Origin of the sequence: Veillonella parvula (assembly GCF_024461875.1) — a bacterium.
Classification (GTDB): Bacteria; Bacillota; Negativicutes; order Veillonellales; family Veillonellaceae; genus Veillonella; species Veillonella parvula_I.
On record NZ_JANGAL010000003.1, the window covers coordinates 65,419 to 79,855 of the forward strand.

At 39.8% G+C, this 14,437-nt stretch carries 13 protein-coding genes; 12 read left to right on the plus strand and 1 reads right to left on the minus strand.

The window, feature by feature from the left end:
* Nucleotides 1–356: 356 nt before the first annotated feature.
* A complete protein-coding gene (locus NE668_RS06145; RefSeq protein ID WP_227037229.1) occupies nt 357–560 on the plus strand; it encodes a hypothetical protein in 204 nt (67 codons plus the stop codon).
* A 279-nt stretch (nt 561–839) separates the two neighbouring features.
* Here NE668_RS06145 and NE668_RS06150 read toward each other — a convergent pair whose 3' ends face one another.
* Nucleotides 840–1,430 (minus strand): nitroreductase, encoded by a 591-nt coding sequence (locus tag NE668_RS06150; RefSeq protein ID WP_205112617.1) that lies wholly within the window; start codon nt 1,428–1,430, stop codon nt 840–842.
* A gap of 380 nt (nt 1,431–1,810) precedes the next feature.
* On the opposite strand from NE668_RS06150, the gene NE668_RS06155 reads away from it, so the two are divergent.
* The 11 genes from NE668_RS06155 (at nt 1,811) to NE668_RS06205 (ending at nt 14,280) form a co-directional block, all read left to right on the plus strand.
* The gene (locus NE668_RS06155; RefSeq protein ID WP_008714655.1) at nt 1,811–2,329 is read left to right on the plus strand and encodes a MarR family winged helix-turn-helix transcriptional regulator; all 519 of its coding nucleotides are present in this window, start codon (nt 1,811–1,813) and stop codon (nt 2,327–2,329) included.
* Between the two features lie 154 nt (nt 2,330–2,483).
* Nucleotides 2,484–2,882 (plus strand): hypothetical protein, encoded by a 399-nt coding sequence (locus NE668_RS06160; protein ID WP_021148759.1) that lies wholly within the window; start codon nt 2,484–2,486, stop codon nt 2,880–2,882.
* A gap of 89 nt (nt 2,883–2,971) precedes the next feature.
* On the plus strand, nt 2,972–3,742 hold the full coding sequence (locus NE668_RS06165; protein WP_008714656.1) for a carboxymuconolactone decarboxylase family protein: 771 nt from the start codon (nt 2,972–2,974) through the stop codon (nt 3,740–3,742).
* A gap of 9 nt (nt 3,743–3,751) precedes the next feature.
* A complete protein-coding gene (locus NE668_RS06170) occupies nt 3,752–4,378 on the plus strand; it encodes a site-2 protease family protein (protein ID WP_004698228.1) in 627 nt (208 codons plus the stop codon).
* Between the two features lie 343 nt (nt 4,379–4,721).
* Complete coding sequence (locus tag NE668_RS06175) at nt 4,722–4,955, plus strand: (2Fe-2S)-binding protein (protein WP_004694527.1); 234 nt, start codon at nt 4,722–4,724, stop codon at nt 4,953–4,955.
* Nucleotides 4,956–5,239: 284 nt separating this feature from the next.
* Complete coding sequence (locus NE668_RS06180) at nt 5,240–6,388, plus strand: glycoside hydrolase family 3 N-terminal domain-containing protein (protein ID WP_227037230.1); 1,149 nt, start codon at nt 5,240–5,242, stop codon at nt 6,386–6,388.
* Nucleotides 6,389–6,642: 254 nt separating this feature from the next.
* Complete coding sequence (gene fucO, locus NE668_RS06185; RefSeq protein WP_004694531.1) at nt 6,643–7,794, plus strand: lactaldehyde reductase; 1,152 nt, start codon at nt 6,643–6,645, stop codon at nt 7,792–7,794.
* A 298-nt stretch (nt 7,795–8,092) separates the two neighbouring features.
* Nucleotides 8,093–9,637: a ClC family H(+)/Cl(-) exchange transporter gene (locus NE668_RS06190; RefSeq protein WP_008602026.1), complete on the plus strand. Its 1,545-nt coding sequence runs from the start codon at nt 8,093–8,095 to the stop codon at nt 9,635–9,637.
* Nucleotides 9,638–9,689: 52 nt separating this feature from the next.
* Nucleotides 9,690–10,139 (plus strand): GNAT family N-acetyltransferase, encoded by a 450-nt coding sequence (locus NE668_RS06195; protein WP_008602029.1) that lies wholly within the window; start codon nt 9,690–9,692, stop codon nt 10,137–10,139.
* Between the two features lie 25 nt (nt 10,140–10,164).
* Nucleotides 10,165–10,959, plus strand: a complete 795-nt coding sequence (locus tag NE668_RS06200; RefSeq protein WP_008602031.1) for a sulfite exporter TauE/SafE family protein — start codon at nt 10,165–10,167, stop codon at nt 10,957–10,959.
* Between the two features lie 498 nt (nt 10,960–11,457).
* Nucleotides 11,458–14,280, plus strand: coding sequence for an FAD-binding and (Fe-S)-binding domain-containing protein (locus NE668_RS06205; RefSeq protein WP_227037231.1), 2,823 nt, complete (start codon nt 11,458–11,460; stop codon nt 14,278–14,280).
* Nucleotides 14,281–14,437: the final 157 nt, after the last annotated feature.

Sequence of the window (14,437 nt, forward strand, 5' to 3'; positions counted from 1 at the left end):
ATCAGAATATCTTTTATGTAAAAATCATTAAATTTGCGAATATATATATGAGTAACTGTTCATACATTTGTGTAATGAGGCTATGCATGAATAATATAGCCTCAATAGATCCAGTATCTATCTGTGTTTTTTAATATATATGAATGATTGTACATATTTTGTTATTGACACAAATATACCCATATGGGTATAACATAACCATAAGATATACCCCTATGGGTATAAAACAATAAAAATGGTAAACAGAACGATACATAACATGTTTGCCCTTAAGGTGTTATATACATGAACGCATGTATGTAGACCATAATTAATGTGTACATATCATTATATATAAGCTTTCACAGGAGGTAATTATGGAACGGTGGAGCAAAATAGCAGAATGGTTCGATTTGAATCGTGAAAAGATTACATTAGTAGCCGGCGGTATCGGCGTAGTATTTAGTGTATTAGGTGTTCGTTTAGGCTTGCCCTTCGACTGGGCTTGGTTCACAATAGTATTGTGTGGCCTTCCTATCGTGTGGGGGCCCTTGTTCATAACGGAGGGAGCCTTCTCGTAGTTGCAAACTCTGCATTACTGTTGCGTTGGGCTTACAAATCTAATTACATAGTAGATGATGATCATTCCGTTCTCATGAACGCAGCTCGTAAACGTGTGTTTGAGGCTTAATAGTAGTTCATTATAAATATCAGTAAGGAGTGTGTGTATCGATTTGATTACTAAATCGATGAGCGTTAAAAAATAATATAGTCAATAAAAAGCGCTATCTATCCCTAAGGAAACTCAAATAGAGTTGTGGGATAGATAGCGCTTTTGTTTTATATATTATGAGTCTCAATTAATCAATGTATGTTACAGGATAGCCTTTTGGCTCGATTTCGCGGCGATTAAGGCCATTTGGTAGGTCTGGATAGCCGATAGCGAGGCTAGCGTAGACTTTTTCGTCTTCGCTAAGACCTAGTTCACGCATTTTAGCTTGGATGCGTTCATTATCTTGAAGATGACGGATTTGGTTAACCCAGCAACTACCAAGGTCAAGTTCATTGCAAGCAAGCATCATATTTTGCATAGCACAAGATACATCAGCAAAGTTATTAGCATAGTTTGCTTTACTAGCTAATACGATGAGCACAGGTGCATTATAGTGGAATACAAATTTGCCTTCGGCGGACATCTTAATGATATTCACCATGTAAGGTAAAGTATTTTCTGTAATCGGCATTTTGCCGTATTCTTCTTGAATGAGTGTTACTAGTTCTTGAAGCACATCTTGGTTTGTAATGACCATGAAATGTGTTAATTGTGTATTACCGCCGGATGGAGCGCGGCGACCAGCGTCGAGTACTTGGTCAATAAGTTCTCGAGATACTTGATCTGCTTTAAATTTACGTGTACTATGACGAGTTTTGATGCACTCTAAGGTGTTCATATAGGCCTCCTATTATAAGTTAGCTTTGATATAGAATTTCTTTTATTATACTACAAGGAAGGACCTAGTAGGGGGCGTATTTTTACTAAGTCATTTATTAGGAGACGGTCCTGCAACGAAAAAAGATTTCATTGAAAACAGAAGTTATAACTTTCTAATTTGATATCAAATAGACTTATAAATAAAGTAACAATTTTATGGTATGATTTTTACCCATAAATTCTATAGAAGTGCCTAATTCTTAACGAATAAGAAAATAAATATTAATTAATTGACAAATTTAAAAATATCTGTTCAAAGTAGGCTTTTTGCGTTGACTGTTTACCGTAAAATTGTGTACAATTAATTAGTAGACAATTGTGTGCATATGGAGGTAGAATATGGCAGAAATTGGTGTACTCGAAGGGTACAAACATAAAGAAGATGTTCCTGATTCAGAATATTTAAGATTGGAAAATCAATTGAGCTTTCCACTTTATGTAGTGGCGAAGGAAATTGTTAATGCATATCGTAATCACTTAGATCCTTTAAATTTGACATATACTCAATACATCGTAATGATGGCATTGTGGCAATATGGTGATTTATCAGTTAAGGAATTGGGCCAAGTATTGCGCCTTGATTCCGGTACATTAACACCACTTTTAAAGAAATTAGAAGCCAAAGCATTTTTGAAACGTAAACGTAGTCGTCAAGATGAACGCGTAGTTATGGTAACCCTTACTGATACGGGCAAAGAATTACGTGATGTAGCTGTTCATATACCACGCCGCTTGGCTGAAGCGTCAGGTCCAATTTTTGATGTAGAAGAGACACGTCAATTGCGTATGTTGCTCAATAAATTACTAGAAGCAATCGATAATGCAAACGCAAAAACAGCAGAGAACATGAAGGGCTAATTTGATACAACCTCATATGCATATATTCTGTAACCTTGGAAATCTAAAAATTTTATTAAAAATGTGATATACTATACCTATAGCGTATTGTATTCAGGTCATGTGAGAGTATGACTGATTCGTGATTTGCCCTCGTGGCACAAAGGAGAGCATTATGAATAAAAATTTATTAGGTGCATTTGTATTAGCCGGTACATTATTAGTAGGTGGTGTTGCAAACGCAGCAAACTGGAATGGGTTAGCTAACTATCCAGAGGTTCCAAATAGTGCAAATGGTACAGAAACGTATTTCTTTGATAAAGCATCTGAGTTTAAAGGTATCGATAGCAGCCGTAACCATGTATTTGGTGTTAATGTAATTAATATGCATAATAACCAATACGGGGAAGCTACATTGTTCAAATATCTTGTTCATCCAAGCTTACATACTGTATATCGTTACGCTCCAGATGGTCAAGTTTACCAAATTCAACCTGGAACAAATGAGTTCAATATGTTCATGGCTGCTTGGAAAGAAGTATACGGCACAACTTTCGAATTCCCAGCGTTATAATTTGATGGCCCGTATCGTAATAATTACATAACTATTGCTGGTGAAAGCTCCTTTTGGGCTTTCACCAGTGTTGTTTATGGAGGTTTTTTATGTCTAAATCTGAATTTGCTCAAGCCTACACTGAGCGTATGTTCCCTGATATTGCAGCCCCAGCAGGTTATATTGATCCAGAGTTTGAAGTATTGTTTGATAATTTTGCCTTTGATGAAGTCATCACCGAAGAAGGCCGTAATGTACCGGCAAAAGATCGCTTCTTAGCCATTCTTGCAACATTAGTAGGCGCCTCTGCTGTTGATGAATATGCATTAATGCTACCGGCAGCATTAAACTTTGGTCTTATTCCTGATGAAGTGGTAGAGCTCATTTATCAAGCGGTACCCTATCTTGGCATCGGACGTGTGCGCCCATTCTTTAAGGTGACCAATAAGATTTTTGACTATCGAGGAGAAGCTATTGTTGATCCATCTCGTAGCACGATTACTGGCGAGTCTCGTCTTGAAAAAGGCGTAGAAAAGCAAGTGGAAATCTTTGGCGAGCCTATGCGTAATTCTTACCAAGAAGGGCCAGAAGATATTCGTCACATCAACAAATGGCTTGCCAATATGTTCGGCGATTACTATACGCGTAAAGGCCTTAGCGTGGCTCATCGTGAAATGATTACTTTCTGCTTCCTTGCGGCTCAAGGTGGCTGTGAAGCTCAACTCAAGGCTCATGTAGAGGGTAATTTGAACGTAGGGAACAGCAAACAATATTTGATTAACATCGCATCCCAATGCGTGCCGTATATCGGCTATCCTCGTACCTTGAATGCCCTTCGTTGCATTCAAGAAGGTTACACCGCATGGGAAGCTAAACAATAAAGGAGTTCTATGTTTGATTTAAATCCAGTTCAGATATTAGCAAGTATTCCTGCTATTATGATCGTTTTTTCTATCTTTGGATATGCAGAGGCGAAGGTAGCAACTTGGTTTGGTGATCCAACGCCGCGTCTGGCGGGACGCCTCACATTGTCACCAATGGCGCACCTTGATCTAATTGGTACCATCTGTATTATTCTTGTTGGCTTCGGTTGGGCAAAACCTATGTCAATTAATCCATCTTACTTTAAAGATCCACGACGTGATATAAGCTTGCTTGCTTTTGCAGGTCCTGTGGCAGGTCTTATAGCAGGCTTCATATTCACCTTTATATATATGCTTCTTGGAAAATTAGGCCTCATGGAGTCCCAAGGTCTTGCCATGGTTATGCAATATATTATTTTATATAGTATTGGCTTATCAATCTTCTGTTTGATTCCGTTCCCACCATTGCCTGGTTTTAATATTATCTTGCCGTGGTTGCCTACAGAGTGGCAGATGAGATATTACCAATTAGGGATGCTTAATTTATTATTCTTTATCATCCTTATTAACACACCCATTATTTCCATGGTTATTCGTCCATTACAACAAACGATATTTAAAATCTACTTTGCCATTATTGGGCTCATACTATAATTATATTTTGTGAAAGTTTCTACCATAAAGATAATATCTTTATGGTAGTTTTTTTATAGTTTATAGATAGATTTAGCTTATCTTTACATATAATGTATTTGTAAATTTTTTTCGTTTTTTATAGTAACAATTTTACTTTTGACTGTTCTTTGGATTTTATATTAAAAACTATCGATATAGTTCCTCAATTGTGTTATAATAAATACAGAAATCGTAAATTTTCGATATAGCAATATTATAGTGCATCACTAGATATTGTTGATATAGTAAATCGATACACTAAATCGATACACTAAATTGATACTGTATATAGATATTCAAGTGAATAAATGAGGAATTACATATGAATTTTGAAGAAAATCAAGTGCCAGAGGCGATTCTGGACAAGCTTACAAAGGTGTGCACATGTCGTAGTATTACGCGCAAAACGATTAAAGAAGCCATTTTAGATGGTGCTCATACATTTCCACAAGTAAAAGAAGCAACTCGTGCTGGCACGGGCGCTTGCGGTGGCAAAGGCTGTGGACCTCGTATCGTAAAGCTCTTAGCGGAAATGAAAGAGCAAGGCAAAATTTAATTTGCAAAATGTAACATACACATTTTACACATCCAAAATGTAAGATACATAGTTTATACTCTAAAATGTAAACTATAATGTTTACACAACAAAAATGAAACATATAAAGATTGTTATTTGATTCTCTCAATGGATATACCCGTTGGGTTTTCGAGTAACAATCTTTTTGTTTTGTAAGATGCATGTACTATACTGCTGCTTGTCGTGTATTGATTATGTTGGGCTCGTTTATATTTTTTGATATACTATACATATTACTTTTTAGAGATTTAAGGGAGGTATGCATGTTTCGACGTTTCGTAGCAGCCATTATGATTGGTGCATTAGCAGTCACAACGGGTTGCGGTTTACATAATCCATTTACTTCAAAGGCAGAGCCTGTGACCTATGAGTCCGTGGCACAAAGCGAGCTTTCACCAGAGCAAAAGGTGGACAAGTTAGTGGCTAATATGTCCGATGCAGACAAGGTGGGCCAATTGTTGATGATTGGCATTCACGGCAAGACGTTGAATGATGATGCTAAATTCATGCTCAACGAGTACCGCGTGGGGGGCATCATTTTGTTTGATCGAAATATGGAGTCCAAGGATCAAGTTAAAACGCTCATTGCAGATATTAATAAGGCTGGTAAAAGCGCCGGTTTAACGCCATTGTTCCTCGGCATCGACCAAGAGGGCGGTGCAGTAGCGCGCATGGATGATAAGCTCATCAAGGTTCCTCCCGCTGAGGAGGTAGGCAAAATGCCCGTTGAGCAAGCTGTATCCTTGGCAAAACAGTCTGGTGCAGAACTAAAAGACTTGGGCTTTAACATTAACTTTGCTCCTGTGGCGGACTTAGGATTAACCTATGGTCGCTCTTATAGTACGAGCCCTGATGAGGTCGTTCGCTATGCAGGCGCCGTTGGCAAGGCTTACGATGAAGCGGGCTTGTGGTATTCCTATAAGCACTTTCCGGGCATTGGTAAGATCGATGTAGACTTGCACGCGGATACAAGCATCGTTCCTGTATCTAAAGAAACATTGCTTTCAGAGGACACAAAGGTATTTATAGACCTCATCAAACAGTCTAAACCAAATACCTATACAATCATGGTGTCTCATGCGATGTACCCACAAATCGATCCAGACCATCCTGCTAGTTTATCGAAAGCAATCATTACCGATTGGTTGCGCAAGGACATAGGCTATAATGGTGTTGTGGTAACGGACGATATGGACATGGGTGCCCTCGCAAAACACTATACCTTTGGTGATATGGCAGTGCAATCCATCCTCGCCGGCAGTGATATCTTGCTCGTATGTCACGAATACGAACACATGCAAGAGGCTTATAACGGTCTTATGAAAGCCGTGAAAGACGGTCGTATCTCGAAAGAACGACTCGACGAATCGGTGAAACGGATTTTGCTTATGAAAATGAATAAAATTTCTTAGAATTTCTTATTTTAAGGAAGGAATTTTAAGAGTATATCACGAATATAGACAGTGGAAATACTATTCATGGACGGCGAATCTGAGTTGACACTTAATGGAGACAAACTTTAGAATCGTTACAATAGAAAAATATATAGTGTATACATAACGTGCTATCAAGGATTTTATTAAACCGATAGAGAATTAATAAGTAAAGTGATTCTCTGTCGGTTTATTTTTTTATTGTATAGTTTGTTTTGTTAGGAGTGAAGTATATGGCTCGCAGAATAATGTTGAACGGTACGTCCTATTTTGGACAAGGCGCGATTCAGGAGATTGTGAACGAAATTAAGAATCGCCATTTCAAAAAAGCCCTCGTTACATCTACGCCAGATTTATTTGAATTTAAAGTGGCTACAAAGGTTACGGATTTGCTTGATGCGGCAGGTATTGCTTATGAAGTCTACGACGGTATCAAACCAAATCCTACCATCGAAAACGTAACGGCTGGTGTTGAGGCTTGTAAAGCGGCTGGCGCCGATGTTATCGTTGCTGTTGGTGGCGGTAGCCCGATCGATACAAGCAAGGCGATTGCTACTATTATTACGAACCCTGAGTTCGCCGATGTACGCAGCCTTGAAGGTTTAGCGCCTACTAAGAATCCGTGCTTGCCAATCATCGCTGTTACTACTACATCTGGTACGGCTGCAGAGGTTACTATCAACTACGTTATTACAGACGTTGAAAAGAACCGCAAATTCGTTTGCGTTGATCCTCATGACATCCCAATCGTTGCCATCGTGGATCCTGATATGTCCGCGTCTATGCCAACAGGCCTTTGCGCTGCCACAGGTATGGATGCCCTCGTACACGCCGTAGAAGGTTATATCACAAAAGGTGCGTGGGAGCTAACTGATATGCTCCATTTGAAAGCTATAGAAATTATTGGTCGTTCCTTGCGTAGCGCTGTGGCTGGCGATTATGCAGGCCGTGAAGCCATGTCTTTAGGTCAATACATCGCGGGTATGGGCTTCTCCAACGTTGGCCTCGGCATCGTTCACTCCATGGCTCATCCATTGAGTGCTGTGTACGATATCCCTCATGGTAAGGCTTGTGCGATGCTGTTAACAGCAGTATTGAAATTCAATGCCCCTGCTACAGGTGAAAAATATCGTGAAATCGCTCGCGTTATGGGCGTTCCTAATGTAGATGCTATGGATGAAGCAACCTATCGTCAAGCGGCTATCGACGTAATTCAGAAATTAGCTGATGACGTAGGTATTCCTAAATCTCTTAGCGAAGCAGGCGTAAAACGGGAAGACATTCCATTCCTCGCTGAATCTGCTTTCAACGATGCATGTACTCCTGGTAACCCACGGGATGCCTCTTTAGAAGAAATAATCGGCATCTATGAATCCATATTCTAATTAGCGTCTTTACATATTTCAAATGCCTCCGAATGTGTAAAGAAAATACATTTACACACTTGCTTAACAAAACTAGCCATCTCTTTTTAGAGGTGGCTAGCTTTGTGTTTAAAGCGCTATCTATTGTTTTGTGATTCAGACCTTTGATCTCGTGTTCCGTGAGAAAGCTATTTTTATACGTAATCCTTTCTTGAAAATGGTGGTTTACATAAGTATACTAAGGATATGAATGCATAGTTCGTGTAGACCTATGTCGGCAGAGGAACGGTTGGTTTTGGTCACTGCTAAGGAGGATGTTATGAAATTATGGAAATTTAATAAGCGTAGTTCTACCTTGGCAGATATGTCCATGAATCGAGTGCTCTTAACGGAACTCATTGCAAAGGGTGCTCTTGTTGGGGTGATTGCAGGTTTTTTTGGGGCATCATATCGCTATTTGATACTTGAATCAGAGCATATCAGGTGGCATTTGATGGATGGTATTACTATGGAATGGGCCATAGGTTGGCTTGTGGTAATGGTCATTTTTGCGTTTATTGTAGATCGATTGCTCGCATGGGCCCCATTGTCTGGTGGTTCTGGTATCCCGCAAATTGAAGGGGAGATGTTAGGTCTCTTTGATATGAAGCCCTATCGGACGCTAGTATCTAAAATGATTGGTGGCGTACTGACCGGCTTTGCAGGATTTTCCGTAGGTCGTGAAGGGCCAGCCGTACAGATTGGCGGCTCTGCTGGGAAGATTGTGTCCTACTGGATGAATTCGGGACTACGAGAACAGCGTATTTTGACATCCGCAGGTGCTGGGGCAGGCTTAACAGCTGCCTTTAGTGCGCCCGTATCGGGGGCGATGTTCGTCTTTGAAGAGGTACATAAAAGCTTTTATCCGTATCTCGTTGTACCAACCTTCGTGGCAACTTTGATTTCTAACTATATTACAGTTAGTATCTTTGGACTTACACCAGCGCTGGGCTTTACGGTGACCTCAGGGGTTCCTCTTGAATATTTCCCGATACTACTCATGGTTGGTGTTATCATGGGGCTATGTGGTGTGTTATTTTGCCGTATGATTTTTGCTTTCAAGAGGTTCTTTGACTGGCTCAAATGTTCTCGATTCTTGAAATTAGCCCTTACCTTTGTGGCAGTGGCAGCCATTGGCTTTGATTCGCAGCTCCTCTTGGGTGGGGGCAATGACCTTGTGGGTCAGCTTGCCTTTCAATCTCATGGCGTATTGCTCTTAGGTGGCATCGTATTAGGCAAGATTTTACTTACCACCTTCTGCTATGGCAGTGGTGCTCAAGGGGGCATATTTTTGCCCATGCTCGTAATTGGTGCTGCAACAGGTGCTTTTTGTGAAAGCTTACTTTCAACCTTAGGACTTATTTCTCCTGATTTTGTACCACAGTTCGTTATCTGTGCCATGGGAGGTATGTTAGCGGCCGCTATGCGGACCCCAATTTTGGCGATTTTGCTCGTTCTTGAAATGACGGATAGTTTCTCTAATATTTATGCTATCGGTATCGTTACGCTCGTGGCCTATCTTGTGGCGGAGCTTTTAAAAGAACCGCCGATTTACGATTCCTTGTTGCAAGCCATGAGTGGTCAAAGCAATCTAGAATCTGTACAAACCTTCTTTCAAACGAAGGTGCCTGTGGTGGCAAACTATACGGATGTACAGCTACAAGACTTGGCATTGCCAGATGGTACATTGATCGTAAGTATTCGCCGTAATGGTACCTACATTGTGCCATTAGGCGATGTAAAACTCGAACCAGGGGATGAATTACAAGTCTCTTGTGAGCGTGGCCGATTGAAAGCGGCTAAGGAGTTTTTCCAATCAAATTAGTCATTATATCTAAAGCTAATCGTTGATTCGTGGTATATATTAGGAGTAGTTTATGAAAATTGTGAAAGCTACTGAGTCAGATGTATTGGATCTGTACCGTTTGCAATTGCTTACATTTGAAAGCGAAGCGGAGATGATTGGAAGTCGAATGGTTCCTGCATTGATGGAGTCGGAAGAGGAGTTTAACGCTACTTTCACCCAATGGCATACCTATAAACTAGTAGATGATGGGGGAAGAATCATCGGAGGTATTCGCTATCAATATGACGATGGCGTGGTAGAGGTCGGTCGCTTGATGGTGCATCCAAACTATCGGCAACAAGGGTTGGCTCGGAAGTTATTAGTTTTCGTAGATGAACAATGCAGTCAAGACCGGCGTGTATTATATACATGTACGAAAAGCTGGATCAATATAAAGTTATATACAAAAATGGGGTATAAAGCCGTTAGAGAAATACAGGATGAAACGGGATTATCTTTTGTATATATGGAGAAACAATAATTCAAACGGCATGGGAGGTCTTAATGTGATTGATAATATAGTGGTATTCTATATATTCTTTACCATAGTTGGCTTTTTAGCAGCTATGATTGGTACCATCATCGGTGCCGGTGGAGGACTTGTTTTTGTGCCTCTTTTTATGTATTGGTTCCCTGAGTGGTCTCCGTCCATGATTGTAGGGACGTCACTCTTTTCTGTTATGTGTAATGCTATTTCTGGATCTATAGCATATCTGAAACAAAAAAAGGTATACATTAACGCTGCTATTGTCTTTAGTTTAGCTACCTTCCCAGGCGCTATTTTAGGGGCCCAAATGTCTGGATGGTTCTCCGGTAAGGGATTTATGTTTGCCTTTGGATGCTTTATGCTGTGTGCATCTGTATTGATTGGTTTTAAAAATTTTAGAAAAGGGGAACGAAAGGAAGAGTCTCTGACTCTTGAGCAGTTGAGCTATAGCAAACCTATCGGTATTAGTATTAGCTTTTTTGTTGGCTTTATTTCGAGTATCTTTGGTATCGGTGGTGGCCTCATCCATGTGCCGGCTTTGATTTATCTCATGGGCTTTCCTACCCATATGGCAACGGCTACAAGTCAATCTATTCTCGCCGTATCAACAACGGTGGGGGTTATTACACATTTAATTGAAAGCCACATCATATTTAGTATTGCTATCCCTACTAGTATTGGCGCTATCTTTGGTGCTCAAGTAGGTGCTCGTATTGCAAAACGTCTCAAAGCAAAAGCTATCCTCGCCCTCATGAGCATAGCTGTCTTTGCATTGGCGGTACGCCTCATTCTTAAATCTGGTATTTTGGGATAATATGGTTTTATAATTAATCTATCTTTAATAAGCATAATTTAGTAAAGCTCTCTAATGGTGATTCGTAAGCGTTTATCATTAGAGGACTTTCTGTATTTTCAGCATTTTATAAAAGGGTATAACTAAAAGTCATAGAGAACTATAAATGAGAATGAAAAATTTAAAATATATAAATCATACTATTTTTATGCATAATGTTAGTAATGTATTTACTATAGAATTATAGGTAGTACGAATCGTTATTTAGAGAGGTTTTAGCATATAATTACTGACTATATCTATACATGCTTAATAAATAAGGATTCTTGATTGTATATGAGGAAAAATGGGTACATGATAATGCTAATGAGATGTACTTTCAACTGAGGAAATAAAAAGGTAATGCATATCGATTTTTATTAGAAGAGATATAAATTATGCATAATTATAGTGAGGAGAATGAGAACGGCGTATACTAAAAGTAATAGATTCCTTAAGAAAGGATAGGAGGAAATAGAAGTGAGTACACTTATTAGAGATTATGAACGTTTTGCCAAGGAGGCAAATGAGATTTGTAAAGGTCGCGTATACACCGATCATTTACGTCGTTATGCATATGGCGTTGATGCGTCTTGCTATAGCTATTTACCAAAGGTAGTTGTTAAAGCTGAAGATGAACGAGAAGTAAGACGACTTATTCGTTTGTGTCAACAATGTGGGACACCATTTACATTCCGTGCGGCCGGCTCCTCCTTGTCTGGTCAATGCTCCAGTGAAGATGTGCTCATCGTATGTAATGATGGCTTCAAGAAAATGGAAGTTATCGATGATGGGAAAGCCTTGAAATGTGAATGTGGTGTTATCGGTTCCGATGCGAATGATTTATTGAAACCGTACAACCGCAAAATTGGTCCAGATCCTGCAACGCTTGCCACCGCATTAGTGGGCGGTATTTTGAATAATAACTCCTCTGGTATGTGCTGTGGTACGGCGCAAAACTCTTATAAAACAATTCGGTCCATTCGCGTTGTATTACTAGATGGCTCCATCCTTGATACGTCTGACCAAAAGAGCATTGATCAATTCCTTAAAGAAAAACCTCAAATGGTAGAGGATATCTTACAATTGCGCAAGGATATCTTGGCCGATGAAGAATTGACACACTTGATTCATCACAAGTACAAAATCAAAAATACCACAGGTTACGGCTTGAACTCCCTTGTTGATTTCGAAGATATTATCGATATCATCAACCACTTGTTCATCGGTTCTGAAGGTACATTGGGCTTCGTATCTGAAATCGTGTACAATACTGTTGAAGACGTACCTTACAAAGGTTGCGGTCTCATGTTCTTTAAAACATTGAACGATGCATCTCTTGCGGTTGTAGCATTGGCTAATATGGGTCGCGATAAGGTTGTAGCTGCGGAAATGATGGACTATCAATCCCTTAAGGCCGTTCAATCGCTAGATAATGTGCCTGAATTTGTTCGTGAAGTTCCTGAAGGTACAAGTGCTATCTTGTTCCAAACTGAAAGTTACTCCAAAGAAATTGTCGATGAAAACTTAGCTTTCATTAAAGACAAATTGAAAGATATTCCAACGGCTATCCCAAGTCTTTACTCTCAAGATCCTAAAGAATACGATTCCTGGTGGGCAATCCGTAAAGGTATCTTGCCAATCGTTGGTGGTCAACGTAGAAAAGGCACCACTGTTATTACAGAAGACGTATGCTTCCAAATCGAAGATTTCACGAAGGGTATCGAAATGCTTACCGAATTATTTCACAAATACGATTTCGTAGATGGTGGTGTAATCTTCGGCCATGCGTTATCTGGTAATGTTCACTTTAACATTACGCCTGATTTCAGCGATCCTAAAGATACTAAGAACTTTGGCGATTTGGTAAAAGAAATGTCCGAACGCGTTTCTGGCTTTGGTGGTTCTTTGAAAGCTGAACATGGTACAGGCCGCATGGTTGCACCGTTCATTGAAATGGAATGGGGCCGTAAAGCATACGAAATCAACCGTCGTATTAAAGCTATCTTTGACCCTGAACGCATCTTGAATCCTGATGTTATCATTACTGATGACCCAGATGTGTATAAGAAAAACCTTAAAGCTCAATGTGTTATTGATGATGCTTTCACAATCTGTATGGAATGCGGTTTCTGTGAAAAACATTGTCCAAGCCGCAATTTAACATTGACTCCTCGTCAACGTATTGCATTATTGCGCGAAACGAAACGCCTTGAAAACGAAGGTAATTTCACATTGGCTGCGGAGCTTAAAAAAGGCTATGAATACTTTGGTGTAGATACTTGTGCTGCGTGCTCCATGTGTAAAGGCCTTTGCCCACTCAGCATCGATACGGCTCAAATTGCATTATCCATGCGTCGCATCGATCCTCCAGCACCAGAATTGGCTAAGAAGATTTACGATAATTTCCCTACTACACTTCAAATGGCTCGTGCCGGCGTAAGTCTCGAAGGTATTGCCGGTTCTATCGTTACGCAAAAAGCGATTTCCAAGATTACAGAAGGCTTACATGGTGTAACTGGTATTACTCCGTACATTCCTAAGACTACGCCTAAGGCCAACCGTTACAGATTGAGAAGCCGCATTAAACCGACTAATTTTGAAAAGGTTGTATACTTTAGTACCTGTGCGAACCGTGCGTTCAAACCTAATCAAGGTTATGACGATGAACGTAGCTTGCAACAAGTAGTGGAAAGCCTTTGCAACAAGGCCCATATCGATATTATCTACCCTGAACATATCGAAAACCTCTGCTGTGGCTTGAGCTTTGAAAACTACGATGACGTTCATGAGCGTGCTGTGAAAGACTTACACGATGCATTGATGAAAGCATCTCAAAATGGTAAATACCCAATCGTGATTGACCATAGTGCATGCTTTAATCATGCATTCAAACATATGCCAGACTTAGAAATCAACGATATTTCTGAATTCTTGTGCAAATACGTTGTGCCTCATCTCGACATTGAAAAATGCGATGAACGCGTAATTGTACACAAACAATGTAAGATCAAATCCTTGAATAAATCTCAATATATTGAAGATTTGGCTCGTCTATGCACAGACCATGTATTCAACATTAAATCCTTTGCATGTGATGGCTTTGCTGGTCAAAAAGGGTTCTTCACACCAGAACTCAACAAATGTGCTACCAAAGACCTTGCAGCTGAAATCGCTGAATACGGTGCAACACTAGGCGTAAGCTCCAGCTCCACCTGTGAAATCGGCCTTGGCGAAAACGGCGGCATCCCATTCATTGGTGTTGCATTCCTATTGGACCGTTGCTCTAAGGCTAAGAAATAAGTCTTGTATATCTATTGCTATTTACGTTAATGTTGCTAGTAGTTTACACTAAGGTTACTAGTAGGTTGGGTTAAAGTAACTGGTAGTTTATGTTAATGTTGCTTTAATATTGCTCGTAAATTATGTTAAAACTACTAATAGTTTTTAGGAGTTTTAT

Excerpts from the sequence above, each read along its gene's own strand:
- NE668_RS06145 (WP_227037229.1), top strand. The coding sequence starts at position 357 with ATGGAACGGTGGAGCAAAATAGCAGAATGGTTCGATTTGAATCGTGAA.
- NE668_RS06150 (WP_205112617.1), bottom strand. The coding sequence starts at position 1,430 with ATGAACACCTTAGAGTGCATCAAAACTCGTCATAGTACACGTAAATTT.
- NE668_RS06155 (WP_008714655.1), top strand. The coding sequence starts at position 1,811 with ATGGCAGAAATTGGTGTACTCGAAGGGTACAAACATAAAGAAGATGTT.
- NE668_RS06160 (WP_021148759.1), top strand. The coding sequence starts at position 2,484 with ATGAATAAAAATTTATTAGGTGCATTTGTATTAGCCGGTACATTATTA.
- NE668_RS06165 (WP_008714656.1), top strand. The coding sequence starts at position 2,972 with ATGTCTAAATCTGAATTTGCTCAAGCCTACACTGAGCGTATGTTCCCT.
- NE668_RS06170 (WP_004698228.1), top strand. The coding sequence starts at position 3,752 with ATGTTTGATTTAAATCCAGTTCAGATATTAGCAAGTATTCCTGCTATT.
- NE668_RS06175 (WP_004694527.1), top strand. The coding sequence starts at position 4,722 with ATGAATTTTGAAGAAAATCAAGTGCCAGAGGCGATTCTGGACAAGCTT.
- NE668_RS06180 (WP_227037230.1), top strand. The coding sequence starts at position 5,240 with ATGTTTCGACGTTTCGTAGCAGCCATTATGATTGGTGCATTAGCAGTC.
- fucO (WP_004694531.1), top strand. The coding sequence starts at position 6,643 with ATGGCTCGCAGAATAATGTTGAACGGTACGTCCTATTTTGGACAAGGC.
- NE668_RS06190 (WP_008602026.1), top strand. The coding sequence starts at position 8,093 with ATGAAATTATGGAAATTTAATAAGCGTAGTTCTACCTTGGCAGATATG.
- NE668_RS06195 (WP_008602029.1), top strand. The coding sequence starts at position 9,690 with ATGAAAATTGTGAAAGCTACTGAGTCAGATGTATTGGATCTGTACCGT.